Below are 25,709 nucleotides of genomic sequence, written 5' to 3' on the forward strand. Positions count from 1 at the left end.
CTGCCCCTATCTGATTTTCACTAAGTCCAAGTTTAGTCAATTAAAAACTAACTAAACACTCCTTTCCCAAATTTATTACTGTTTTTAAATACTAGCAAGCAAATCTTTTTCATAATCGCTTGCAATAGTCTCGTCTTTACAAACAACAAGAAGTGTATCTGCGCCAGCAATTGTTCCTAAAATATTTTCATTAGCATCTTTATCTATGATATTTGCTAAAACATCTGCTTCACCTAACTCTGTATGAAAAACAAGCATAAATCCTGCACGCGCCACTCGACGAATATATGACCTAGCTGCTTGACTAAAGTGTGAACTAGCGGCCTCCGATAAACTATAGTAAAGTTTTCCCTCATCGTCACGAAGTTTCAAAAGACTAAGTTCTCTTAAATCCCGAGAAAGTGTTGCCTGCGTGACAGAGACTCCGTAATCTTCAAGGAGCACTTTAATTTCTTCTTGAGTTCCAACATGATTTTCTGAAATAATCATTTTAATCAGTTCATGTCTATTTTTTTTATTGATCATACAATACCAACTAAGCAGCAATCAGAAAATAGGTGCACCATTCTATGCGTCATTTGATTTTCTAACCCTGTAGTTCATTCAGTTTTTGCGCTAACTGAACAGTCCTTTCTATAATATTTATCCCTATAATTTCATTTTTCGTTTAAGATTATAACAGATACACTGAAAATATACAAATTTAAAGGGAGAATTAATCCATTTTATTTCATCTTTTATCAATATTTTTTTATTATCGTCGTTCAAATCATTAAAATTATAAGCTGAAAACAGTAAAACAACTTATAAAACTATGATAATAGCTTATATATTCATTTTCCTATAGATTTCTGCTCAATTCTAGTGTATTTTTTCTAACCTCGCTCCTTTTATGGTAAAATATAGAGGATAATTATTTTCACATTGGAGAGACTATGGACACAAAATTAATGATTGCAACTGAAATTGCAAAGGCTGTTCCCGAACTTGAGTTGGAGACTATCTTAAATCTCCTTGAAAAACCTAAAAATGCAACGATGGGAGATCTCGCTTTCCCTGCCTTTTCTTTGGCAAAGAGCTGGCGCAAAGCTCCTAACGTCATTGCTAGTGAAATTATTGAAAAAATTGATGGGACGAACTTTGAAAAAGTTGAAGCTGTTGGCCCTTACATCAATTTCTTCTTAGATAAAGAACAAATCTCTGCTCAAGTACTAGCACAAGTCATTTCGGCAGGTTCTCACTATGCTGACCAAAATATTGGTGAGGGACGCAATGTAGCTTTCGACATGTCTAGTCCAAATATCGCCAAACCCTTCTCAATTGGTCACTTACGTTCTACAGTTATTGCTGATGCTTTAGCTAATATTATGGCAAAGCAAGGCTACAAGCCTGTTCGTATCAACCACTTGGGGGATTGGGGTAAACAGTTTGGAATGCTTATTGTTGCCTACAAAAAATGGGGGGACAAAGCAGCTGTCGAAGCGAATCCTATTAACGAGCTTCTCAAGCTCTATGTCCGTATCAACGCAGAAGCTGAAGAAAATCCAAGCCTAGATGAAGAAGCACGTGAATGGTTCCTTAAATTAGAAGCTGGTGATGAAGAAGCCACTTCTCTATGGCAGTGGTTCCGTGATGAGAGCTTGGTAGAGTTTAACCGTCTTTATACTGAGTTGAATGTTTCATTTGATAGTTATAACGGTGAAGCTTTCTACAATGACAAGATGGATGAGATTGTTGACCTTCTAACTGAAAAGGGACTTCTTGAAGAATCTCAAGGTGCTCAAGTCGTAAATCTTGAAAAATATGGCATTGAACACCCAGCTTTAATCAAAAAATCTGATGGTGCAACACTATACATCACCCGTGATTTGGCAGCAGCCCTTTACCGTAAACGTACTTACGATTTCGCTAAATCTATCTACGTTGTTGGTAACGAACAGGCGGCTCACTTCAAACAATTAAAAGCTGTTCTTAAAGAAATGGGATACGACTGGTCTGACGACATGACTCACGTGCCATTTGGTTTAGTTACTAAAGAAGGTAAAAAACTATCAACACGTAAAGGAAATGTCATCCTACTTGAGCCAACTGTTGCCGAAGCAGTCAGCCGTGCTAAAGCTCAAATCGAAGCTAAAAATCCAAACTTGGCTAATAAAGAAGCCGTTGCACATGCTGTCGGTGTCGGAGCGATTAAGTTCTATGACCTTAAAACAGACCGCATGAATGGTTACGATTTTGACCTTGAGGCTATGGTTTCCTTCGAAGGGGAGACAGGACCTTATGTACAATACGCGCACGCTCGTATCCAGTCAATCTTACGCAAAGCTGATTTTGTGGCAAAAGCTGACGCAACCTATAGCTTAAATGATACTGAAAGTTGGGAGATTATTAAACTTATTCAATCGTTCCCACAAGTTATCAACCGTGCCTCAGATAATTTTGAACCGTCAATTGTTGCAAAATTTGCCATCAATTTAGCGCAAGCCTTTAACAAATATTATGCACACACACGCATTCTTGACGAAAGCCCAGAACGTGACAGCCGCTTAGCCCTCAGCTACGCAACTGCAACTGTCCTCAAAGAAGCACTTCGTCTCCTCGGTGTTGAAGCCCCAGATGAAATGTAATATTATAAAAAACACGCCCTCGCTTGAAGGCGCGTTTTTTAGTTATGGTAAAAGCCAGACATAAATCAGTGATACAAGTATTGCCAAAATAGTGAAAATGACTGTAAAAACTAAAACAATCAGAGGCTTCTGATAAGGGTATTTGGCATTTTCAGCAATAGTTTCTGTCTCACTCAGAATTTCACCTTGACTAAAAGCCACAATCTGTCGATAAGTTTGAATCTTATTATCCTTCTTGATTTTTTCAATACGATTAGCAAAATGAACTCCTAACCCCCAAAGAGGCAAATAAATCAACAATCCCCACCAGCCTAGGTAGTAAAAAGCGGGAAATACTAATAATAACATAGCAATCATACACCCTATCATATAGCGTGTCGCCTTATTCATCTCCTTAATATCATCTTGTTTGATAACCTGTTTCATTTCTTCAAGGTCTCCTTTTATCAATTGATCCAAGGTAAGGTTAAAACACTGACTCAGCAATATCAGAGATTGTAAATCTGGATAAGATTTTTCAGTTTCCCAATTGGAAATGGTTTGTCTACTAACATAAATTTTTTCTGCCAATTCTTCCTGAGATAGTTGCAATTGCTGTCGCTGTTTTTTAATCTGTTGACAAACTTCCATAAATTCTCCTTTCTATCTTTTTCTTACACAGACTAACCTCCTTGGTCATCTGTATTATCTATCATTTCTCTTTCTTATTCTATCAAATTTTCTTGACTAAGTAAGAAAAACCCTTGTCAAAAATTTTTGACAAGAGGATTTCACTAATCTACACTCTTTAGGGCTTCTAACATATCTACTTTTCTCAATTTGTGATTGACAAACCAGCCTAGCATGCTCAAAATCCCAATGATAGCAATAATCGGTACCAAATAAATATAATAGGCGACCTTAGGTTGAAACATAATTTGATTCGAGCCAATCATATTAAGAATAATCTGATGAAGCCACTTCCCACCAAGGAGCCCTGTGACAATTCCAATCCCAGAGAGAACAATCGTCTCACGATAGATATACAACGTGACCTCTCGATTATGGAAACCAAGTACCTTAATTGTTGATAATTCTCTGATGCGCTCTGCCACATTGATATTGGTCAAATTGTAAAGAATCACCACACCTAGCATCACAGATAATATGATTAAGATAATCATGACTGACTGTAAAGAATTCGCAACTGTATGCAGTGTCTTTTCCAATGCTGTGTTTTGTGCCACTGCTGCAACTTCTTCCATGGCAAGGAAATCAGCTGCCTTATTTTGAACAATCTTCGGTACACGATTTTTTAAGGTTACCAAGTAACTGTTCGACTTAAACTCCTGATCTGTAATCTCTTCATAGTAATCAGCAGTCATATAGACGTATTGTCCCACATACATTTCCGTGATACCAGATACAGTCACAGTCACCTCTTGGTCAGCTAATGTCAGCTTAATCTTATCTCCTTGAGAAACACCGTATAATTTGGCTAACTTTTCAGTAATAATAGCTCCGCTTTGTCCCAAAGAAAGAGAAATTCCCGAGTCTCGCTCACGTAAGTTAATATAGTCTGAAAAATCGGAGCTATCTGTCACTAATAGGTTAACAGACACTTCATCATCATTCCCTTTTATCTTCTCCGTTAAGGCCTCAAAATAAACAGATTGAGATTGTTTTATCTGTGAATGATGCAAAGCTTTCTCAATAGCAAGCCTATCTTTTGACCTTTTTGAAGCCACAATCATATCATAGCGGACAATCTCACCAAACTGGGTGTCTGCAACACCTGAAATAGAAGATTGAATACCAAGCCCTGCAAAGAGCAAAGCTACTGACCCAGCAACACCAAAAACGGTCATGAGCATCCGTTGCTTATAACGGAAAATGTTTCTAGCCGTTACTTTATGCGTAAAACTGAGACGCTTCCAAATAAAAGTAACCTTCTCTAATAAAATTTTTGAACCTGCAACAGGAGGTTTAGCTTGTAACAAGTAGGCTGTTTTTTCGCTTAATTCACGCTTAGCCACCCAGTAAGTCGGTAAGACTGCTGAAAGCAACGCCAGTCCAATAGCAACTAGAGTCCAACTTGGATAAAAATAAGTCCGACTACTTCCAATAATTGTTCCTTCTGTTAAAATATTTCCAATCACTGGCGACAAAAGAAAATGCCCACCTAAAACACCGGCTATCGTACCAAGTAAACTAGCAACTAATCCATAGATGACAAACTTAGCAATAATTTGTCTATTGGTATACCCAAGTGCCTTGAAAATACCCGCTTTCTGACGTTCCTCATCAACAAAACGAGTCATTGTTGTCAACGTTACCATAGCAGCTACCCCGTAAAGCACCACAGGGAAAACATCCCCAACCGCTAAGATAGAGTCAGCTCCCATAGAATAGGTCGCATATCCCTCTCCTCCTGGAAGAGTCTTACGGGTATAGACAGAATATTTAGGTTCTTTCAAATCAGCAAGATCTGATTTAGCCTCTTCCAAATCTTCTCTAGCCCTTGCTATTTTTAGCTCTGCTTCTGACTTTTGCTGATTATAAACTTTCTCAGACTGGGTCAATGCTGAACTTCCTTTATCTAAATCTTCCTGATTAGTTGAGAGGTCACTTCTGGCTTCTTCGATCTGCTCCACCTTGATTTGATAGTCAGCATAGCCTGATTCATATTCTGATAAACCAGATTGATAATCTTTTAATCCTGACTCATACTCTGCCATTCCTTGATTATAGGCATCTAAGCCCGATTCATACTGAATCATTCCTTCTTGATAAGTAGCAAGATTGTTCTCATAAGTAGATTTCCCCTCTTCATACTGCGCCAAACTTTCTTTGAAGGTTGATTCGATTTTAGTCAACTCGACTTCTTTTCGAGCTAATTCCTCTTGAGCTAAGCCAAGTTCACCTACCGTCATGGGATCAATACCAGCAGCAACCAGCTCATCTGTTTTAGCATAAATTTCTTCCTGTCTTCTTTGAAGCTCCTCCTTACCACTAGCAATCTCCTGTTGGCTTGCATCCAATCGAGATTCCATTTCATCTAAAAAAACTTTGGCTTGATCTAGTTCTTCTTTCGCCCTGTCTAATTGTAACTTAGTATCTTCTAACTTTTTCTTAGTATCCGAAAGTTCTTTTTTTGACTGCTCTAATTTAGCAGCATTAGCATCTAATGCCTTCTTAGCCTCCGAAAGTGTATCAGTAGCTTGATTAAGTTTTTCTTGACCTAGGTGGACTTCTTCACTTGCCGTATCAATTTTATTTTGCCCATCTGCTAGTTCTCTTTTCCCGTCAGAAATAACTTGCGCAGCGTCAGCTAATTTTTGCTCAGAATCATAAACCGAATCGTAACCTTCAACGATTTCGGCTTGTGCGGACGCTCTAAGCGTCGTTAGACGCTTTTTACCATTATCCGCCAATAGCTCTTCCAAATCTTTGCGATGCTTGGTTAAATGTTCTTCATAACTATTGTGATAGTAAGCTACTTTGTCCAACTGATTATAAGAAATACGCGCTATCATGTATACGTCAGAATCAAAATGATCCTCGGAAACAACTGCGTATCCTTTTAACTCACCTGTCCCAGAGTTCGTTTGTCCCATCACCTCATTGTCCCAAATTTCAGGTGACTGAACAAAACCAACAACTGTAAATGTTGTCTTTGTTAAATGGCCTTGTTCGGATTGTTTAAAATAAATTGTCTCACCAAGACGATAATCCTCAGCCATCTTCTCAGCAAGAGCAATTTCCCCCTTTTTATGAGGTAGGTGGCCTGAGACTAACTGGTATTGAGAAATCTTATCTGTCTTTGAAAATACTCTAATAGCATCATGACTATTCGCAATGGTGACATCTGTTAAGTAACCAAATTCGATAGTCGCTCCAGGTAGGGCTGATAATTCTTTTACATCTTCTTCATCTAACCCATAATCTGCCATAACCGCTAAATCCATAAGATGAGCTGTATCAATAAATTCTTGAGCAGTTCTTCTCATATTAGGAGTTGTTACCTTAAGAGCTATCAAGGCTAGAGATCCAATTCCCATCAAAGCAAAAATCGAAAAAAACCTTCCTTTGGATTTTGTAAAGGACTGACGAATATCCTTCCAATAAATCGTCTTTTTCAATGTTAATACCCCCTAATACTCTAAGGTCGCAATATCCTGTGGGTTAGGATTTAAAGTTACAGATTTGACTGTTGCATCACGCATATGAATCACCCTATCTGCAATTGGAGCCAGTGCTGAGTTATGCGTCACAATAATGACAGTTGCCCCTTGATTTCTAGATCTGTCTTGTAAAATTTTTAAGACTTGTTTACCCGTCTCATAATCTAAGGCCCCCGTCGGCTCATCACAGAGTAATAATTTTGGATTTTTAGCCACTGCACGCGCAATGGATACCCGCTGTTGCTCTCCACCAGAAAGCTGCGCTGGAAAGTTATCTAGACGATGCGACAAACCAACTTCAGTTAATATTTCCACTGGATCCATGGCATCCCGAACAATCTCAGAAGCCAGTTCAACATTCTCTTTTGCTGTTAAATTAGCTACTAAATTATAAAATTGAAAGACAAAACCGACATCATCTCTCCGATAATTTGTTCTTTGGTGCGAATTAAATTCAGAAATATCAACACCATCAATAATGACATGGCCATCATCATTGGTATCCATGCCTCCCAAAATATTAAGAAGAGTTGATTTCCCAGCACCGGATGAGCCTAAAATAATGACTAACTCTCCTTTCTCAATCTCAAAGGTCACATCTTCATTTGCAGATATTATTGTATCTCCCATTTGATAACGTTTAGAAACTGCTTTAACTTCAATATAAGACATTTTTACCATCTTTCTAAGTTACTATTCTTGACATAATTTCCATCATCTTATATACTAATTTTATCACAAAAATAGACAAAGCGTTGATTTTAATTACTGTTTCTTAGTTCGAAATGATAAGTTCTCAATAAAATCAATAATATCTCTTGAAAAGGAAAAGTGATTAGTAATGACTAAACAAATCCGTCACACAGAAACTAAAAATAACATCAAAAAAGCTTTTGCACAGCTTTTATCTCAAAAAAGTTTCGAAAAAATCTCAGTTACTATCATCTGTCAAACGGCTAACATTAATCGTGGTACTTTCTATCTACATTATAAAGATAAGTACGATATGATGGAAAAGCTAAAAGAAGATACACTAGCTAAAGTTTATGCGATTGTTACTCAAGAAGATCAGGCTTTTAGTAAAGATATCGTTTGCGAAACTCTTCACTACCTTTATCAAGATATTGATTTTTTAAATGTACTTGCCAATACACCATATATTAAGCTCCCTCAAATTATTCGAGAATTCATCTCTTATATTTTAGATAATATCCCTGATTTTGATAGCTATCTTAACGAAAAAATAGCTATACCACTCAATTATGCTAAAGTTTCCTATATAGCTTCTATTGAATCTATTATGACTGAATGGATTCTGTCTGGGGGGAAAGAAAGTCCAGAAGAATTAACAGATATTATATTCCAAATTTCTTAAGCCAAATAAGCTGGTCAAGGAATCAAATCCACCCAGCTAATAATTTAAAGGCATAGAATCATTCGTATTCAAAACGAACGATTCTATGCCTTTACTGTGTTCTAGAATTCTTTCCTGCTCTTTGATGGTAAGCTAGATACCGATTTGAAAAGTGGTCTTCTGCTACAATATTTTCTTAGAGGCAGGCTTATTTAATAAAAAAACAATAAGCATTCCTAAGAGAAGTTGTCTCAGTGGCATCTCACTTCCCATTGACATATATGTATTATTTCTGGTATTTTATGCAGTCTTTACAGTAACGAAGATGCCACAACTAGCACTTTCTGGAGTAGTAAAAATACTAAAACGATTAAATTTTAGTGTGAGATGAGGAGCAAAATTGTACAATGAACAGTTTCACTCTCATATCCGTATAGGATGGCGCTAACGATTGCGTCGTACTAAAATAGTCTAGTATGTTTTAGGTTCAAACTTGAAAATGAAAAAGTGTCCAGTTGCAGACTTCCAATCAACCACTGCGTTAAATTATCTCTACACTAAAATTTAAGAGGCCGGGATATTTTTGTCCCAACTTCACAATCCTTTTCACCTATTCCTTGGCTCCTGTTCCCTCAGGTGAAGCTGTAGAGCCCTCTGGAGTAGTGTTCGCCGGCGGAACAATGGTCCCTGAGAAATATGCACCATTACTGATGCCAACTTCAACAGTATAAGCTAGAGGTAACCATGTTTCTTTAGCATTCTGTGCAACAACAGTTCCCTTAGGTTGATCTGAATTGACATAGTAACTCGTAAAATAAATTTCTGCTCCTTTCGAACGAAACTCATCATAGAAATATTGTTGGAGTTCTCCTTCATTTTTTCCAGATAAATCACGAATATAAGGAGCCCCTGCTGAATAAACAACCTCTACATTTTTATCATCTTTTTCAGTTAGTTCTGTTCCCGCTTCTTTGGACTGAGAAATCAAAGCACCATACGGTGAATTTCCATAAACTTGACGTACAATAACAGTCAAACCTGCTACTGAAGCTGCTTGTGTCATAGTTAATGTTGAAAAATCTGGAACCATGATACCTTTACCTGCTGAAACTTGCATGATTATTTTTGATTTTTTTGCCACCTTTTGTGTAGCAGCAACAGATTGTCCCATAATCGTTCCCGCAGCTAGGTTGGAGCTCGCTTTTTCTTCATAAGTGACTTCAATGCTATTTGTTTTTGCCCAAGAATCAACATCCGTCTTAGTTTTACCAACAAAATCTGGGACTTCGATATTAGCTTCAAGAACCTCTTTACCACGAGAATAAGTCAAAGTTGCCTTATCACCTCGAGTATAGTCACTAGATGGGATTGAGTTAGCAATTTCTAATTTGATGAACCGACCTTTTGCAGTTGTATCACTATAAATTTGTGTCAAATTAAGATTTTTAGCCTTATTTTCCTCAATCCACTTTTGAGCGTCCACATAAGTCATTTTAGAAAAATCTGGTAAAGATAATATTTCTTTAGGATTCGCGCCTAAAGAACCTACAACAGATAACTTACTACCTTTGGCCACCTTTTGTCCTTCTTTGACTTTTTGCGACACAATAATATTTTCATCGTATTTAATACTATGCTCTTGCGTTAATTCAATTTCAACACCATATTCATTCCCCCACTCACGCGCCTCTGTAACCGTTTTACCAATAAAATTTGGGACAGCAACATGAGTGAATTGATAAAAGAGAAATAAGCCTAAAGCTAGACAAGAAATAATACTTACTCCAATTAGAATGAATTTCCGTCTTTTTGTTTTCTGATAATCTGGATCAACTTCTGTTTCTTCATGAGACTCATCGCGTCGTCTCGTTATGATTTCTTCTCGTCCTTGTCTTCTAAGGCTCGGCCGTTCTCTTTCTCCTTCCTCTTGATGAGCAAAGAAATGGTCTATCTGTTTTTGTTTTACTTCAGAAACCTTTGAAAAAACTTCTGTGCCACCTCTTGATTTCTCACTAGAACGAGCGACACTTTGAAAAACATCGCCATCAATCTGTTTTTGTTCAGACAAGGGTAATTTTTCAAAAACGTTTCCAGTTTCGTGTGTTACAGATTCGGGGTTCTCTTTCTGGAGAACTTTTCGTTTTTTATCTTCCTCCAAAAGATCTTCATAATGATTACCAGAAAACTTTGACAAAAAATCACTCATAAGCTTTTAGCTTTCCTTTCCTTAAATAGTAAATTTCATCTGACAGGGTCGCAATTTCTTGAGAATGGGTTACCACAACGACGCATTTCCCGTGTTCATGTGCCAACTTTTTGAAAATTTCAACAATCTCTTGCTCCATTTCCTCATCTAAATTTCCCGTTGGCTCATCTGCTAAAATAACATCAACATTTGTCGCTAAGGAACGAGCAATCGCCACGCGTTGCTGTTCCCCACCCGAAAGACGATTAACTGGGCGATCTGCCTTACTTTTAACAATACCAATATAATCTAGTAAATTATAGGCTACATCAGTTTTATTGGCCGGTAATTCATTTTCCGTTATCGCCATTGGAACCATGACATTTTCAACAGCTGTCATATACGGGATAAGATTATAGTGCTGAAAGACGATTCCTATATTATTACGACGGAAAGTCTCGTAACCAATTTCCTTAATGTCTTTACCATTATAAAAAACGTTACCCTCTTTGGGACTCTCTAAAGCACTAAGAAGTGATAAAAGTGTTGTCTTTCCTGAACCTGACTGTCCTAAAATGGTGTAAAATTTCCCTTTTTCAAATGCGATATCCGTCTCTCTTAAAATATAACGACGATTCTCACCATCTTGGTAAAAGTAGGACAGATTTTTTGCTTCTAAAATTGCCATAGCATACTCCTTATGTAAAATACAAGAGGCAAAACAGACGATACATTTCCAAATAACAACAGAACCTGTCAACTAAAACTCAAAAATACTTTCAGTATAAAAAACACTTCAGTACCTTAAAATTAATATTGTTTTAGTTAGATTAGTGAATCATTATCTTATATTGCCTCTAGACCATATTCAATAGCACTACATCATGATGCGTTTAGGATTAAGTCGTGTCACATAAGCCATCGGTACAATGGTTGCTAATAGAACCGTACCTAGCCCTAATCCATACATTAAGAACACATAACCCGCAGATAGAGTTACTTTATACTGACTAACCACATCATCAAGAGTTGTATGGGTGTTCAGCTCACTCAAACTACCATACATCACACCTCCAAATTGATCCATTTGATTAATTTGATGTTGCAAGAGACTATCTGATAAACCTTGTGCAATGACATTTCCTGTAAAGACAGCCAAAGTTATGGCAACGAAGGCAATCATAAACACTTCCACAAGTGTCTGCAAGACAACCTTACCACGACTTTCACCTAATGAAAGATAGATCCCTAATTCATGTTTACGATCACGTAAGAAAAGAAGAACCACTGAGGTAGTAATTAAAACCGTTGCACCAATAGCTACTACAAGGACGTAACCTGCCAATTTAGACATTGACTTAACAGGACCTGCAATACTATCATAATTATCTGAGTTTGCACGAACAATATAAAATTGTGGTAAATAAGCTTTAGCTTCCTGCTTAAATTTTTCAAGATCGTCAGGATTTTTAAGCACATAGACAGGCTGACCAATATTCTCTGCACTAACTGGAGCCTCCTCACCTGATTGCTCTGCAAACATTGCCATGCTTTCAGAAACAACTGCTTCTGCAATTTGATTTGGGAGATAAATAGTATTGGCAGCAGTCTGTTCCTCATAAGCTTTTTGATGGTCATCTTGAACAAAACCACTACTATCGCTCTTACCTTTATTTGCCTGCAACTGATTGATTCGGAAAATACCAACAATCTCTAAAGGATAATCTGTTTCTTTAGCCGTTTCATTGGTCTCATAGTTGATAACATAATGCTTAAAGGTTGCAGTATCCCCAATTTTTAAGTTATTCAATTCTGCTAATTGTTCTGAAATTAAGGCAACTGGTTTACCAGAGCTGACTTCTTCCTTTGTAAATTGACGTCCTGATGTCAGGCTAATTATCCTTTCTTCTAAAGGAATCAATTGAGGGGTTTGAGTTCCACGTAGGGTAAAGGCATAAGTTTTAGGATCTGGGAAACCTCCACTACCCATTTCTTGATTAGCAAGGAACTCAGGAATATACTGTTGCAAGCTATCTGTTGCACCCAAAGACCCCCCCACAGAATAATCAAAATATTTAACATAAGGAAGTTCAGACACTTTAATAACAATATCCTTTGTTAGCGGTTCAACCTTTTCCCAATCTGAATCTTTCATGTTCTCATAATCTGTCTGAATCGTTGCTGTCGCACCCATTTGAGATTTGATCTTCCGCTCTACATTCTGAGTAGCCTGCTGAATGGAAACAGCGCCAGCAATAACATTTCCCAAAATGAAAATAATAATGAAAAGCAATAGTGATTTCCCTTTACGACGGGTCACACTTAGCCAGGCACGTTTTAGATAATTCATAAGAACCTCCTTCTATTATGAAATAAGTGAAATAATAAGTTATATATAAAATATATACTTATATCTAAAAAATGTCAATTCATTTTATGAAGCGCTTCCAAAGATAGCTTTAAGGCTATTTTGCAGAAAACCAAATAAATCCATCCCAATTGTCAGTTTATTAAATTTTACTATTTTTTAAAGATGTTGCTGTAACCCCTTTCACATTTGATTAATACATTCCTAATACTAATTCAAAATCAAAAATTACTTTTAGTTTCTTTCTAAAAAGTACCGATGTTCCAAAGAACTAGAGGGCTTTGAGGAGGAAAACTGCCACCCAATAAATAGTTTAGAAACGAGATAGCGAAGGGACGTCAAGACTTCAAAACCATAATTTCTTTTTCAACTCTCACTAAGCAAGAAGACAACTCTGATGCAAGAAATGTTTTAACTTCACTACGTTTGTTAGTCCATCAATCATATTAGAGAATCTAAAATTCTAATTGTGATTTCCAATGAGTATAAAATCAAATACTCAATAATCCTAAACGAAAAAACATGCCATTACCATCAAGAGACTGTCTTAACTTTGTTATAGACTACACTTTATCATAATTTTTACGTATGATTTTAAAATCAGAACTAACAACTTCATCAACGTTGATAATGGAGACAAAAGCATCTTTATCAATATCTGCAATAATACGTTTCACATCCATTACCTCGCTTGGATTTAAAACAACATAAAGAATATTGTGTCTACGTCTCGAATAGGCTCCCTCTCCCTTGAGATAAGTCACTCCACGGTTAATCTCTCTGAGAATCGTCTGAGAAACTCGTTCTGATTCCTTAGTTACGATAATCATACCACGCACTGTATATCCACCATTTTGCACCATGGTTAAAACTTGACTATAAACAAAACTTGCAATCAAGGTATACATCATATGGCGAATATCAATATAAACCAGAGAGGCTAGCAATACTAGAGCATCAATAATCAAAAGACTTTGGCCCAATTGTCGTCCTGTTTTTGCTTCTATCACACGGCCAACAATATCTGTACCGCCCGTTGTGGCGCCATATCGAAACACTAAACCACTACCTAGACCTGCAAAAATACCTGCTAAGAGAGCTGCAATTAAAAAATCCCCTCCTAAGTCTAAACGAACAGGGATTTTCATCCATAGGTCAATAAAAATTGACATCAAGACTGTCCCATATATTGTTAAAAACAGAGCTTTCTTACCAAAAACCTTAGCTCCTAAAATAAAAAGAGGAATATTAATCAAGAGAGTTGTATAGGCAGGGCTAATACCAGTTAAAGCATGAATAATAAGCGTAATCCCAGCTACACCACCTTCTGCCAAATGATTAGCCATGTTAAAATTTACAAAACCAAAAGTGTAAGTCGCTACTCCAAGAGCAATTAAAATAAGTCCCCGTAAAGTTATTTTGATATCGTGATGATTGGTCATACATCCTCCCCTTATTTTCCATGATTGCGGTATTTACTCTTACTTGCAACAAATTCTGGACTAACAATTTCGTCTACACTAGAAATAGCCACAAAAGCCTGCGGATCTATCGTTGCAAGGTATGCCTTAAGTTCACGCGTTTCTGTCGGATTCAGCGTAACATAAATGACTTCTTTGTCTGCTTTAGTATAGGCTCCTCCAGCCTTGAAATAGGTTACACCTCTTCCTAATTCTTTCATAATATAATTTGAGATTGTCTCATGTCTATCACTAATGATAAACAGTCCTCTAAGAGCGTATCCTCCATTTTCAACCAACTTAACCACTTGGCTATACATAAAGCTGGCAATGAGAGCATACATCATTTGGTTGAGGTTGATATAAGTCAACGAGATAGTCATCACAAAAATATCAATTGCTAAAAGAACCTGATTGAGGTGGATGCCTGTTTTATCTTCAACAATACGAGCAATAATATCGGATCCACCAATTGTTCCACCGTTTCGAAAAACTAGACCACCACCTAGCCCAGCAATTATCCCAGCAAAAAGAGAGATTACCAAAGCATCCTGATGAAGATTAATAATCATCGGTAATCTTTGAAACAACCAAACGAAGCCGTACATCGAAAAAATACCCCAAAGTGTATAAATCATGCTCCTGCGACCAAAAAGATATGCTCCTAATAAGATTAATGGTAAATTTATCAGGTAGCCAGTAAAGGTCGGATTAACCCCTAGAAGAGCATGAAAAACCATTGTTAAACCAGCTAATCCACCTGCTGCTATATGATTTGGTAAATTAAAATAAACAAAACCAAAGGCATAGACAGCTGCACCTAGGGCAATAAAAAATAGATTTTTGGGATGAAACTGGGGTAGATTTGTCATTAATGTTATCCTCGATTTGCCATTTTATCTAATCCTGTAAACTATTATGATAAGTGTTACATTTTTTATTAAAAAAGTAGAACAAGCAGAAAAGAGACAAAAGTAACACTCCAAAGAAATGAGTTTACTCTCATTTTCTCATTTCCAAGCTTCTTTTATCGTAAACTGAGAAAGGAATAGGACAAGGTAAGTCACTGTAAAATAGAGATGGAGTTACTCTAATAGACTTAACAATGTCCTAATCGTTATTCAATTGACCATAGCTTAGTCTGAATCATTAAATCTTCCTATAATCTGAACATTTTCAGAGATAGAAACAAATGCTTTCGGATCAGCTTTTTGCATATAGAATTTAAATTCGTAGAATTCTGCTTGAGTGATTACAGCGAGAAGCACCGCTTTTTTTTCATGGTTATAGGTTCCTTCAGCATCATTAATACAAGTTACTCCGCGGTTCAGACGCTTGTGAACCATTTTTATGACGCGATCTGGATGACTGGTAATAATCATAGCTTGCATCTTCTTTTGTTTAGTGTAGATAGCATTAGTAACTCGACTGGAGACAAAGATTGTTACCATAGAATAAAGGGCATATTGCCATCCAAAAAGGAAACCTGCACAGATCATGATAGCCCCATTAACAGCAAGCGAAATATTTCCTACATCTCGTCCTATTTTCTTCCTAATAGTCAGACTAACAATATCCGTCCCCCCGCTAGAAATCTTAGATTTCAAGCTATAACCAATCCCTATCCCCATCACTAAACCACCAAAAATAGCATTAATAAGAGGATCAGTCGTTAACGTTAACTCTGGTACCAGCTGAATAAAGACAGAACTCATGGTAACCGTAATAAAGGTAAAAATAGTAAACTTATGTCCAATTTTGCGCCAAGCCAGAAGTAATAAGGGGATATTAATAGCATAGAAAGCAAAGGCAACTGGAATCTTAACTCCGACACTACGTAAACTAATAGCTGAAACCACCTGAGCTAAACCCGTTGCTCCGCTAGAGTAGACATGGCCTGGTTGGAAAAACCAATTGACCGCAATAGCTGATAATAAACCATATAGCAAAGAGGCTGAAATTTTCTCATCGTACTTTTCTTTTGAGATGCTTTTCAAAGCCCGCCAAATACCGAATTTCTTTGCCCAGAGACGGATAAAGAACTTCATTTTTTTCCAAAAAGTCGTTTTCTTAATCATGTTCCTTTACAAGAAGAGCCAATTCTTCCAGTTGTTTATCAGCAACCACACTCGGGGCCTGAGTCATTGGATCAACAGCCTTATTATTTTTAGGGAAAGCAATCACTTCACGAATGTTATCTTTGCCTGCCAAAATCATCACAAAACGATCAAGACCAATAGCTAATCCGCCATGAGGTGGGAAACCATAATCCATTGCTTCAAGCAAGAAACCAAATTGGTTATTTGCTTCTTCCGATGAAAAACCTAGAGCTTTAAACATACGTTCCTGCATTGCTTTCTGGTTAATACGAAGGCTTCCGCCACCAAGTTCATAACCGTTAAGCACAATGTCATAGGCTATTGCACGAACATTTTTCAGGTCTCCCTCAAGCTCATGCACGGATTCTGCCGTTGGTAAAGTGAACGGATGGTGAGCAGACATGTAACGCCCTTCCTCCTCAGACCATTCAAACATCGGCCAATCTACAACCCAAAGGAAGTTGAATTTAGAAGTATCAATCATATCAAGCTCTTTTGCAATACGATTACGAAGAGCACCAAGCGTATTATTGGTAACTTCAAGAGTATCAGCTACAAATAGTACCAAATCGTTTTCTGCAAGTTGTAAAGCATATGTCAATTTTTCTTCAATAGCTGTCAAAAATTTAGCAACCGGACCGGCAAGACTACCGTCAGTCACCTTAACCCAAGCAAGTCCTTTAGCTCCAAACTGTTTTGCAAACTCTGTCAACTTATCAATATCTTTACGCGAATATTTATCAGCGTTCGCTTTAATAACAATAGCTTTAACACTGTCTGCTTCGGAGAATACTTTAAAGTCAACATCATTAACAATTTCTGTCAAGTCTTGTAAAAGCATCTCAAAGCGAGTATCCGGTTTGTCAGAACCATAGCTATTCATAGCAACATCATAGCTCATACGTGGAAACGGCAATGTCACTTCAATTCCTTTCGTATCCTTCATGACTTTAGCAATCATGCCCTCAACAATGTCCTGAATTTCTTGTTCAGATAAGAATGAAGTCTCCAAGTCAACTTGTGTAAATTCAGGTTGACGATCTCCACGTAAATCTTCATCACGGAAGCATTTTACAATTTGATAATAACGGTCAAAGCCGGCATTCATCAAAAGTTGTTTTGTAATTTGTGGACTTTGAGGTAGAGCATAAAAATGTCCTTGATTAACTCGAGATGGAACAAGGTAATCACGCGCTCCTTCTGGAGTTGATTTTGTTAACATCGGCGTTTCAACATCAATAAATTCCAAACCATCTAAGTAGTTTCGAATAGAATGTGTTACTTTAGCACGAAGTTTAAAATTTTCAAGCATCTCAGGACGACGAAGATCCAGATAGCGATAACGAAGACGGTTGTCATCTGAGACCTCTACACCATCTTTTACTTCAAACGGTGTTGTTTTAGCTTCATTTAGAATAGTCAATTCACTTACTTTCAGCTCAACTGCACCTGTTGGCAAATTATCATTAACCTGCTCACGAGCCTCAACTGTACCAGCAACTTCAATAACGTATTCGCTCCGTAACTTTTCTGCAGTCGCTACAACTTCTGCACTAGCTTGCTCAGGGTTAATGACTAACTGCATAATACCTTCACGATCACGCAAATCAATAAAGATAAGTCCACCAAGGTCACGACGACGAGATACCCAACCCTTCAAGGTCATTTCAGAACCAATGTGCTCAGCACGAACACGACCTGCATACATAGAACGTTGCACCATAAGATACCAAGAGCATTCAATTCGCCTAATTGACTAATTGAGATGGGGAAATCTAGGAATGCTAATGTCATCCCCTTGGCTAAAAGTTTGTTACGCAGAATCAATATCTTTTCTAACGGTTTTAGCCCAACTTTCAGTAAACAGAAGCCGAATAAGATACTCCCTATGCCCTTTCCTTTCTCTTTCTTAATTCATAATATTCATTCCCATCTATTATAGCAAAAAGCACACAAAAACCCCACCCCATAGGTAGAGTTTTTTTATTTTTAAGAAAAGCAAAGCAGTCATTTTCGAAACAAACTCCACTCTATTTCTTAGCAGGTTTTTTAGAAGCCTCTTCAACAGCTTTTTCGATTGTTTTAGCGTATAGCTCCGCCCCTTTAGTTGTTGTATCTGAGAAATGAACACCATCTGTTCCTCCCCAGATATCCTGATTAGCAATACCTGTTTGATACCAGTCAGCAATTGTGACATAATCGTACTTATGTGTTAAATCTAATTCATAATTACGTACCTCTGATACTCGACCATCCGTCGAATTATAAGGAGTAACAATAATAAGACGATGCCCTTTTGGCAGAGCTACCATAAATTGTTCCAAATCTTCTTGATAATTATAAAGTGAATTAACACCAACAGCTAAAATCACAGTTAACGGTAAAGAATCATTTGAAATGTAATTTTGAAAAGTTTCATATGCAGAATCAAATCCTCTACTTACTGCGGCATCAAGTTGTGCTTCTGGTAATACTGTTTTAATAGCCTCTGAAGCCCTTAAAGTTACACTATCACCAATAATCATCAAACTACTCATCGCCGTTGCATCACCAGCTACAAGAGTATGAGTACGACTCATGTTACTATTGGCTTGCTCAAGTGCACTAGATCGTAAGTCCGTTTCAAATTGTCCAACTTTAGGTGCAAAAATAGAGATCACCAATGTTATAAGCGTCAACACAGCTAAGACACCGAAACCATACTTTTTATAGGGTTGCCATTCCAAATCCAAACCTAGAATGCTAGGCGTTTTTCCTAATAAAACCGGCTCAATAACATAATACGAAAGACTAGCTAAGATGACCGAAAAGAGCGTCGTGAAGAAAATTGAAAAAGGAAGTGGCATAAATTGATTAAAAATAACCAAGAAAGGCCAATGGAAAAGATAAATACCGTAGCTCGTATCAGATAGAAACGTTAGCACTTTCGGTTCATCAACTTCTGAAGATTTTTCATGAAGAATACGAGTGCAACATATCATAACGCCACCTAAGATACTTGATAACAAAAAACCAAATAAATAAGTGAATATATGATTGAAATCTAGAAAAAGACCCAGCAGAACTAAGCCCACAAAAGCTCCAACTCCTGCCAAGAAAACTTGCCTTGTTTGCCATTTCGTAACTTGTTTACGAAACTTCTTAGTCGTATCTTTAATACCAGTTACAGTTGCTAAGAAACTTCCTACAAAAAAAGGAAAGGCGTGAGCAATGCTTGAGAAATAAAGAGTGGAAAAATTATCCACAAGGAAAGCACCAATAAACATCGTCAGAAAACTAAGGGCAAAAAAGGTTCCTGAGGTCAGAAAAATAACGCCACGCAATTGAGTTGTTCGACTAACATGTTTAGAGGCCAACCAGATAATAATGCCCCACAGTAAATAGAAATGAACCTCAATCGCCAAACTCCACGTGTGAAGAAACAGGTGGGGAATGAACTGATTTTCATAATTGGCACCAATAAAAAGTTCATAGAGATTTGTCGTAAATCCAAGTGTTGTCGCAATTTGTCGACCGATATCAGCAACAAAATCCCTTCTCACTAACAAAGTAAAGGGCATGACAACTAATACCATCAATACCAAAGGTGGGACAATGCGATAAAAGCGACGACGTAAAAAAGATACATAATCAATCTTGTTCGTCGTGGTAAATTCATCCAGCAGTAGAGCAGTGATCAAATATCCCGAAAACGTAAAAAAGATATCCACGCCGACAAATCCACCTGGGAAAATCGTTTTAAAATAATGGTAAAGAAGAACCAAGAGAAGTCCTGTTACCCTGACAGCTGAAAACCATTTTATTCTCATTTTTGATAAATCCCCTGTTTAAATGTTCCTTTATACGTTTTTTTACTTTTAGTTTTTAAAACACCTTTACCATCAGCTAAACCATTTTTAAAAGTACCTTCATAAATCCAACCTTGATGTGACGTAAATTTTCCTTGTCCCTCAAAAACACCATTATCAAAGCTACCGACATAGGTGTCCCCATTTTCATAGACTAATTTACCTTGTCCATTCATTCGATAATTAACAATAGTTCCTGTGTAAGTTATTTTACCTTCCTTATAAGTTAAAACACCTTTACTCTTACTAGGCACAGTAAATACTGTTAATCCTAAGAGCACTATCGCCACTAGCGCAAGCTTTTCAATTAAACTCCGCGTAAATTCTATCTTTTTTAAACCTTGTATTAGTTTTTCCATTTTACTACCCATTTATTCGGCTCAGCCATTGTTTGCATCCTTTTTTTACTAAGGCATAGGTTTCATCAAAATCACCCGTATACCAAGGATCTGGGACACCTCCCTCACAAAAAAGAACTATCTTATCGTCATACTGACCAGCGGACAAAGACTTCAAGTCTCGGACATTTTGCTCATCCATCCCAATTACCAAATCATACTGCTTAAAATCTGCCATTTTAAATTGCTGCGATGTCTTCGTTTTGTCAAAAGGCAGAGCATGTTTTTTCAAAATATTCTGTGTCCCTATATGAATCGGATTACCATGTTCCCAATTTGAAGTGGCTCTGCTGTCAATGACAAGGCCTGTCATTTTCGCCACATCTTTCATGACAAATTCTGCCATGGGACTTCGACAAATATTTCCTAAACAAACAAAACAAATTTTCTTCATTGGCTACTCCTTGGCTATACTAAGTCTATTATATCAAATTTTTTGATAGCTATAGAAAAAAGAGCCTAAGCCCTTTTTAAATTTTGGCAAATATCGAATTAAAGTCAGTCATCAGCTCATCTAATGTCGTTGTGAGCTCTTCACGCGTTGTGTTATTTTTAAGCGTTACTTGACCGCTTTCTACTTCACTTTCTCCTAAAGTCACAATTGTTCTTGCTTTTAAAATATCTGCTGATTTAAACTGTGCTTTGAGCTTGCGATTGAGGTAATCACGTTCAGCCGAAAATCCTTGATTACGGATAGCTTGAACCAATTGCAGAGCTTTGCGATTAACTCCCTCTCCTAATACGGCAATGTAAACATCTAAGTTAGTTTCTACTGGCAAGGCGATGCCCTGCTTTTCCAAAATTAAAAGTAAACGTTCAAGTCCAAGTCCAAAGCCAAAACCTGGTGTCTCAGGCCCACCAAAATAATCAACCAATCCATCATAACGACCGCCCGCACAGATGGTCAACTCAGACTTGTCTACTTTTGTGATAAATTCAAAAATCGTGTGGTTATAATAATCCAGACCGCGCACCATATTGGTATCAATCACATATGGAATGTTTAAGTCTTCTAACATTTCACGAACAGCATCAAAATAAGTCTGACTTTCTTCATCAAGGTAATCAAGAATTGATGGAGCGTTTGCTACGGCTATCTTATCCTCTTTTTCCTTACTATCCAACACCCGTAAAGGATTTTCATCCAGCCGACGCTGACTGTCTTTTGAAAGTGTCTCACGAAGTGGGGTCAGATAGTCAATCAAGGCCTGACGATAGTTTTTACGACTTTTTGGATTTCCCAAAGTATTGAGGTGCAACACAATATCCTTGATTCCAAGCTCGTTAAACAGTTGGTAAGCCATCGCAATAGTTTCCACATCAGTCGCAGGATTTTTTGAACCAAAAGCTTCTACCCCAATTTGATGAAACTCACGTAAACGACCTGCCTGTGGACGCTCATAGCGGAACATTGAGCCGATATAATACATCTTAACCGGTTTTTGCACTTCTGGCGCAAAGAGTTTATTTTCCACATAAGAACGCACCACCGGAGCAGTTCCCTCTGGACGAAGAGTAATGTGACGCTCTCCCTTGTCGTAGAAGTCATACATTTCCTTGGTTACGATATCAGTCGTATCACCGACAGAACGAGAAATCACTTCATAGTGCTCAAACATCGGTGTACGGATTTCACCATAATTGTATTTTTTAAATGTTTCACGTGCAACATTTTCCACATACTGCCATTTAGCAGCTTCTACAGGCAAGATATCCTGCGTTCCTTTAGGTTTTTGAAGTTTCATTTCTAAGATACAAAAAGCGTCAAAAAACGAGAAGAAAATAGGAGACCAACGCCGTGTCACCAGACACAAGGAGGTCTATCTTTTTCTCGACGTTTTTAGCTCGTGTTCAGTTTAGAACACAAACTCACTCTATTCCTTCCTCTATTAGTGTATATTTCCTTCTATTTTACCATGTTTTTAAGGATTTTTGGGAAATGTCAAAGCAAAATTTTATAGATCTTTATCAAATCTTTCAATATCTGTTGATTTTATTGGAAGTTCATTATATAATAAACCAGTTAATCACTTTATTAACCGGTTTATTTTTTTTGCCGGAATATTCCTTTTTAGTCAGGAGAAAATAACATGAAACATAAAAAATGGATGACTCTTGTAGGACTGACACTTATCAGTCATTTGACATTAGTAGCTTGCCAACAAGAACAAACAACTAGCCATTATAAGCCTAACATTCAGCAAACTCAAAAAGACGAGAACATCTACGTTGTTGCTGAAATTACAGAAGGTGGCTACATTTCTATCCACGGAGATCACAATCATCTCGAAAAAGGTTTTATACCTTATCATGCTAAATTTTTAGCTGAGACCCTTGTTCCTAAAGATTATGCGTTTAAAGAAAAAGATTTACAATATAAGGTTGCCAATGGCGCTATTGTCAAAGTTAATGGCAAATATTATTTTTACCCCAAAACAAAAAATCAAGGCATTGTAACACTGGACGAAGCTCGTCAATTAACGAAAAATAACAAAGAAGACCATCACCATGGACACAATCATGAGCACGACCACAAGAAAACTAATAAAAAAGAGGTTGCAGGCATTGACCGCCCAACCAGTGACGGATTCCTCTTTACCTCTGAGAGTCAAATCAAGACTAAAACAGAGCTAGGACTCATTGTCTCCCATGGTGACCATGAGCATTTCATCTTCTATAATGACTTGAAGGGGAGCAAGTGGGAATACCTTATCCCAAACAATGCTAATCTAACAGCACCAGTCACTTCCAACGCCGCACCAACAAATCACTCCCTTCACGACAATTATGTCTTTAACATTAACGACGTTGTTGCAGAAGATGCTAATGGCTATACCGTTCGTCATGGTGATCATTACCATTACATTCTTAAAAGTAGCCTGCCAACACAGCCTAGTCAACCAAGACAATATGTCCCAATGCCCCTCCCATCAAATCCTTCATCAAAAAATCATATTCCTGGTATAACACATCCAACAAGTGACGGATTCCTTTTTGATGGTTCTGGAGTTGTCGGACATAGTGAACTTGGTCTTTTAGTTCAGCATGGCGATCATACCCATATTCTACGTTACGACGATTTATCAAAAACAAAATGGGCACACCTCATTCCAAACAAAACACCAAAACCTCAATCACAAACAACTCCTTCTGACAAACAAGAAGGTCCATCTGTTGATGACGTTGCTGCCAAACGTTCCCATCTTGCTCATTCATTAGGGCTTCCAGAAGAAACAATCACTCTATTCTATTCTGATAATGGTCCTGCTTTTCGTTACCCTCACGGTGACCACGATCACATTATTTATCTAACCGATATCGATCTTAATAAGCCAATCGAAGATCCTCATGCTCACGCTCATGATTCCGATAAAGTTGGTATGCAGACTCTCAAAGAGATGGGCTTTGACGAAGATATCATCCATGATATTCTTCATGCTAACGCTGATGAGCCATTTCCATCAAACGAAACCAACCCAGAAAAAATGAAAGAATGGTTGAAAACCGTTCGCTACCTCAACATCGGTGAGCGCCCAAATCCACTTAAACGGTTCGGTCTAAACTTAATGCCAAATGTTGAAGTTTTAGGACTTGGCTTTACAACAATTGATGATATTAGTCCAGTCTTTCAATTTAAGCAACTAAAACAACTGTGGTTGACAAAAACCGGGATTAAAAACTATGCTTTCTTAAAAAATATACCTCAACTAGAAGGTATTGATTTCTCACAAAACGGCATTTCTGATTTAACCTTTTTAAAAGATTATCCAAACCTAAAAGTCGTATCAGCAGCTGGTAATGATATCACAGATATTAGTATCTTGGCCAACTTAAACAACTTAGAGTCCCTCAATCTTGATTTGAATAATATTGCTGATCTATCTGCCTTAAGCCACCTCCAGCATCTCAAAGCTGTCAGCTTAGATAGTAATCAGATTACTAACCTATCAGCATTATCAAATAAACCTTTATTAGAACGATTGTTCATCTCTCATAATAAAGGACTCAATTTAAAAACACTCAAAGCATCTGCTTTGAAAGAATTAACCGCTACAGATAATGACACCCACCAACTTGATTTCTTGGACAACCTTCCAAGTTTAGAAACACTCAATCTAGACAACAACTCCTTAACATCTCTAGAAGGTCTAGAAGAAGCTAGAGCACTTAAAAACCTCTCAGTATCAAATAACAACATTACTACCCTATCATTGTCTCACCCACAAGGAACTCTTAAAGAACTCACGATTAATAAAAACAAACTCAACGACTTAGAAGGAATCAATAACTTGACCGTACTTGACAGTATCTATGCTTCACAAAATAAAATCAAAACACTCGCATTAGCAGAAAAAAATAATACCTTAACTTATATCGACGTTAGCAATAACCATATTCCAGCAGAGGAATTACAATTACAAGATGATATTCCCAAAGCCATTCGTGAACATTTCCCAGCAGTCACAGGTGGAAAAATTGAAGAGAATAAACCTGAAGTTCCTAGTAAAACCCAATCAGTATCCGAAGAATCACCCACAAATACAGTTGAGAAAGATACGAAGAAGCCTGATCAAGTTGATCAAACAGAAAGCACTACGCAAGAAATTACAAAATATCAAGAGAATGCTACAGATGCAACAGTAGAAAGCCAATAATGAGGTTGAAAAACTTCAACCCCCAAAAGAAATATCTTTGTAAATGACTAAAAAACTAATTTTTTACAAAAAATTGGCAAAAAATCACAAATTTATCATGAAAAACTGTCAAGTAACTTTACTTTACAAAAATCTTTTGATATACTGTTAAAGTTGGCGAAAGCTGAAACACATACTTGAAAGGAAAATAAAGAAAATGGCAGTACCTGCACGTCACACTTCAAAAGCGAAGAAAAACAAACGTCGTACACACTACAAATTGACTGCTCCATCAGTACAATTTGATGAAACAACTGGAGATTACTCACGTTCACACCGTGTATCACTTAAAGGATACTACAAAGGACGTAAAATCGCTAAAGCTAACGAAGCTAAATAATAGAAGGGAGATACCATGCGCGTAAACATTACACTTGAACACAAAGAATCTGGTGAACGCTTGTACCTTACTTCAAAAAACAAACGTAACACTCCAGACCGTCTTCAATTGAAAAAATACTCGCCAAAATTGCGTAAACACGTGATCTTTACTGAGGTTAAATAATTGAATTC

The 25,709-nt window shown here is 37.3% G+C and carries 20 protein-coding genes; 5 read left to right on the forward strand and 15 right to left on the reverse strand.

The window, feature by feature from the left end; translation table 11 throughout:
• Window positions 1-84: 84 nt before the first annotated feature.
• Window positions 85-522, reverse strand: coding sequence for an arginine repressor (argR, locus tag GZ996_RS01565; protein ID WP_156805863.1), 438 nt, complete (start codon window positions 520-522; stop codon window positions 85-87).
• Window positions 523-935: 413 nt separating this feature from the next.
• On the opposite strand from argR, the gene argS reads away from it, so the two are divergent.
• Window positions 936-2,627 (forward strand): arginine--tRNA ligase, encoded by a 1,692-nt coding sequence (gene argS / locus GZ996_RS01570; RefSeq protein ID WP_161978730.1) that lies wholly within the window; start codon window positions 936-938, stop codon window positions 2,625-2,627.
• Window positions 2,628-2,669: 42 nt separating this feature from the next.
• Here argS and GZ996_RS01575 read toward each other — a convergent pair whose 3' ends face one another.
• The 3 genes from GZ996_RS01575 to GZ996_RS01585 form a co-directional block, all read right to left on the reverse strand.
• Window positions 2,670-3,257 (reverse strand): helix-turn-helix domain-containing protein, encoded by a 588-nt coding sequence (locus GZ996_RS01575; protein ID WP_161978729.1) that lies wholly within the window; start codon window positions 3,255-3,257, stop codon window positions 2,670-2,672.
• Between the two features lie 143 nt (window positions 3,258-3,400).
• Window positions 3,401-6,748 carry an FtsX-like permease family protein gene (locus tag GZ996_RS01580; RefSeq protein ID WP_162011182.1) on the reverse strand — a complete coding sequence of 1,116 codons (3,348 nt, stop codon included), beginning with the start codon at window positions 6,746-6,748 and terminating at the stop codon, window positions 3,401-3,403.
• Between the two features lie 12 nt (window positions 6,749-6,760).
• Complete coding sequence (locus tag GZ996_RS01585; protein ID WP_161978727.1) at window positions 6,761-7,462, reverse strand: ABC transporter ATP-binding protein; 702 nt, start codon at window positions 7,460-7,462, stop codon at window positions 6,761-6,763.
• A 169-nt stretch (window positions 7,463-7,631) separates the two neighbouring features.
• On the opposite strand from GZ996_RS01585, the gene GZ996_RS01590 reads away from it, so the two are divergent.
• Window positions 7,632-8,165 carry a TetR/AcrR family transcriptional regulator gene (locus GZ996_RS01590; RefSeq protein WP_162011183.1) on the forward strand — a complete coding sequence of 178 codons (534 nt, stop codon included), beginning with the start codon at window positions 7,632-7,634 and terminating at the stop codon, window positions 8,163-8,165.
• A 589-nt stretch (window positions 8,166-8,754) separates the two neighbouring features.
• Here the strand turns inward: GZ996_RS01590 and GZ996_RS01595 are convergent.
• From GZ996_RS01595 to hisS, 11 genes are all read right to left on the reverse strand, one after another.
• Entirely contained in the window at window positions 8,755-10,350 is a 1,596-nt protein-coding gene (locus GZ996_RS01595) for a PASTA domain-containing protein (RefSeq protein ID WP_162011184.1), read from the reverse strand.
• Window positions 10,343-11,017 carry an ABC transporter ATP-binding protein gene (locus GZ996_RS01600; RefSeq protein WP_156805810.1) on the reverse strand — a complete coding sequence of 225 codons (675 nt, stop codon included), beginning with the start codon at window positions 11,015-11,017 and terminating at the stop codon, window positions 10,343-10,345. Before GZ996_RS01600 ends, GZ996_RS01595 begins: the two co-directional genes overlap by 8 nt.
• Before the next feature lie 189 nt (window positions 11,018-11,206).
• On the reverse strand, window positions 11,207-12,679 hold the full coding sequence (locus GZ996_RS01605) for an ABC transporter permease (protein WP_161980336.1): 1,473 nt from the start codon (window positions 12,677-12,679) through the stop codon (window positions 11,207-11,209).
• A gap of 581 nt (window positions 12,680-13,260) precedes the next feature.
• Window positions 13,261-14,139 carry a YitT family protein gene (locus GZ996_RS01610; RefSeq protein ID WP_156805808.1) on the reverse strand — a complete coding sequence of 293 codons (879 nt, stop codon included), beginning with the start codon at window positions 14,137-14,139 and terminating at the stop codon, window positions 13,261-13,263.
• 11 nt (window positions 14,140-14,150) lie between these two features.
• On the reverse strand, window positions 14,151-15,029 hold the full coding sequence (locus tag GZ996_RS01615) for a YitT family protein (RefSeq protein ID WP_156805807.1): 879 nt from the start codon (window positions 15,027-15,029) through the stop codon (window positions 14,151-14,153).
• A 264-nt stretch (window positions 15,030-15,293) separates the two neighbouring features.
• A complete protein-coding gene (locus tag GZ996_RS01620) occupies window positions 15,294-16,235 on the reverse strand; it encodes a YitT family protein (RefSeq protein WP_161980337.1) in 942 nt (313 codons plus the stop codon).
• On the reverse strand, window positions 16,228-17,976 hold the full coding sequence (aspS, locus tag GZ996_RS01625) for an aspartate--tRNA ligase (protein ID WP_161980341.1): 1,749 nt from the start codon (window positions 17,974-17,976) through the stop codon (window positions 16,228-16,230). The genes GZ996_RS01620 and aspS overlap by 8 nt, the downstream gene beginning before the upstream one ends.
• 310 nt (window positions 17,977-18,286) lie before the next feature.
• Window positions 18,287-20,065, reverse strand: coding sequence for an acyltransferase family protein (locus tag GZ996_RS01630; protein ID WP_156805804.1), 1,779 nt, complete (start codon window positions 20,063-20,065; stop codon window positions 18,287-18,289).
• The gene (locus GZ996_RS01635; protein WP_161980338.1) at window positions 20,062-20,463 is read right to left on the reverse strand and encodes a hypothetical protein; all 402 of its coding nucleotides are present in this window, start codon (window positions 20,461-20,463) and stop codon (window positions 20,062-20,064) included. Before GZ996_RS01635 ends, GZ996_RS01630 begins: the two co-directional genes overlap by 4 nt.
• 4 nt (window positions 20,464-20,467) lie before the next feature.
• Complete coding sequence (locus GZ996_RS01640) at window positions 20,468-20,896, reverse strand: low molecular weight protein-tyrosine-phosphatase (RefSeq protein ID WP_156805802.1); 429 nt, start codon at window positions 20,894-20,896, stop codon at window positions 20,468-20,470.
• Window positions 20,897-20,972: 76 nt separating this feature from the next.
• On the reverse strand, window positions 20,973-22,247 hold the full coding sequence (gene hisS / locus GZ996_RS01645; protein ID WP_162011185.1) for a histidine--tRNA ligase: 1,275 nt from the start codon (window positions 22,245-22,247) through the stop codon (window positions 20,973-20,975).
• Between the two features lie 345 nt (window positions 22,248-22,592).
• Here hisS and GZ996_RS01650 point away from each other — a divergent pair, with 345 nt between their 5' ends.
• From GZ996_RS01650 to rpmG, 3 genes are all read left to right on the forward strand, one after another.
• A complete protein-coding gene (locus GZ996_RS01650; protein WP_162011186.1) occupies window positions 22,593-25,157 on the forward strand; it encodes a pneumococcal-type histidine triad protein in 2,565 nt (854 codons plus the stop codon).
• Window positions 25,158-25,353: 196 nt separating this feature from the next.
• On the forward strand, window positions 25,354-25,536 hold the full coding sequence (gene rpmF, locus GZ996_RS01655) for a 50S ribosomal protein L32 (RefSeq protein WP_000290414.1): 183 nt from the start codon (window positions 25,354-25,356) through the stop codon (window positions 25,534-25,536).
• A 15-nt stretch (window positions 25,537-25,551) separates the two neighbouring features.
• Window positions 25,552-25,701 (forward strand): 50S ribosomal protein L33, encoded by a 150-nt coding sequence (gene rpmG / locus GZ996_RS01660; protein WP_002262412.1) that lies wholly within the window; start codon window positions 25,552-25,554, stop codon window positions 25,699-25,701.
• Window positions 25,702-25,709 lie beyond the last annotated feature (8 nt).

Origin of the sequence: Streptococcus sp. S784/96/1, assembly GCF_902729355.1 — a bacterium.
Taxonomy (GTDB): domain Bacteria; phylum Bacillota; class Bacilli; order Lactobacillales; family Streptococcaceae; genus Streptococcus; species Streptococcus caledonicus.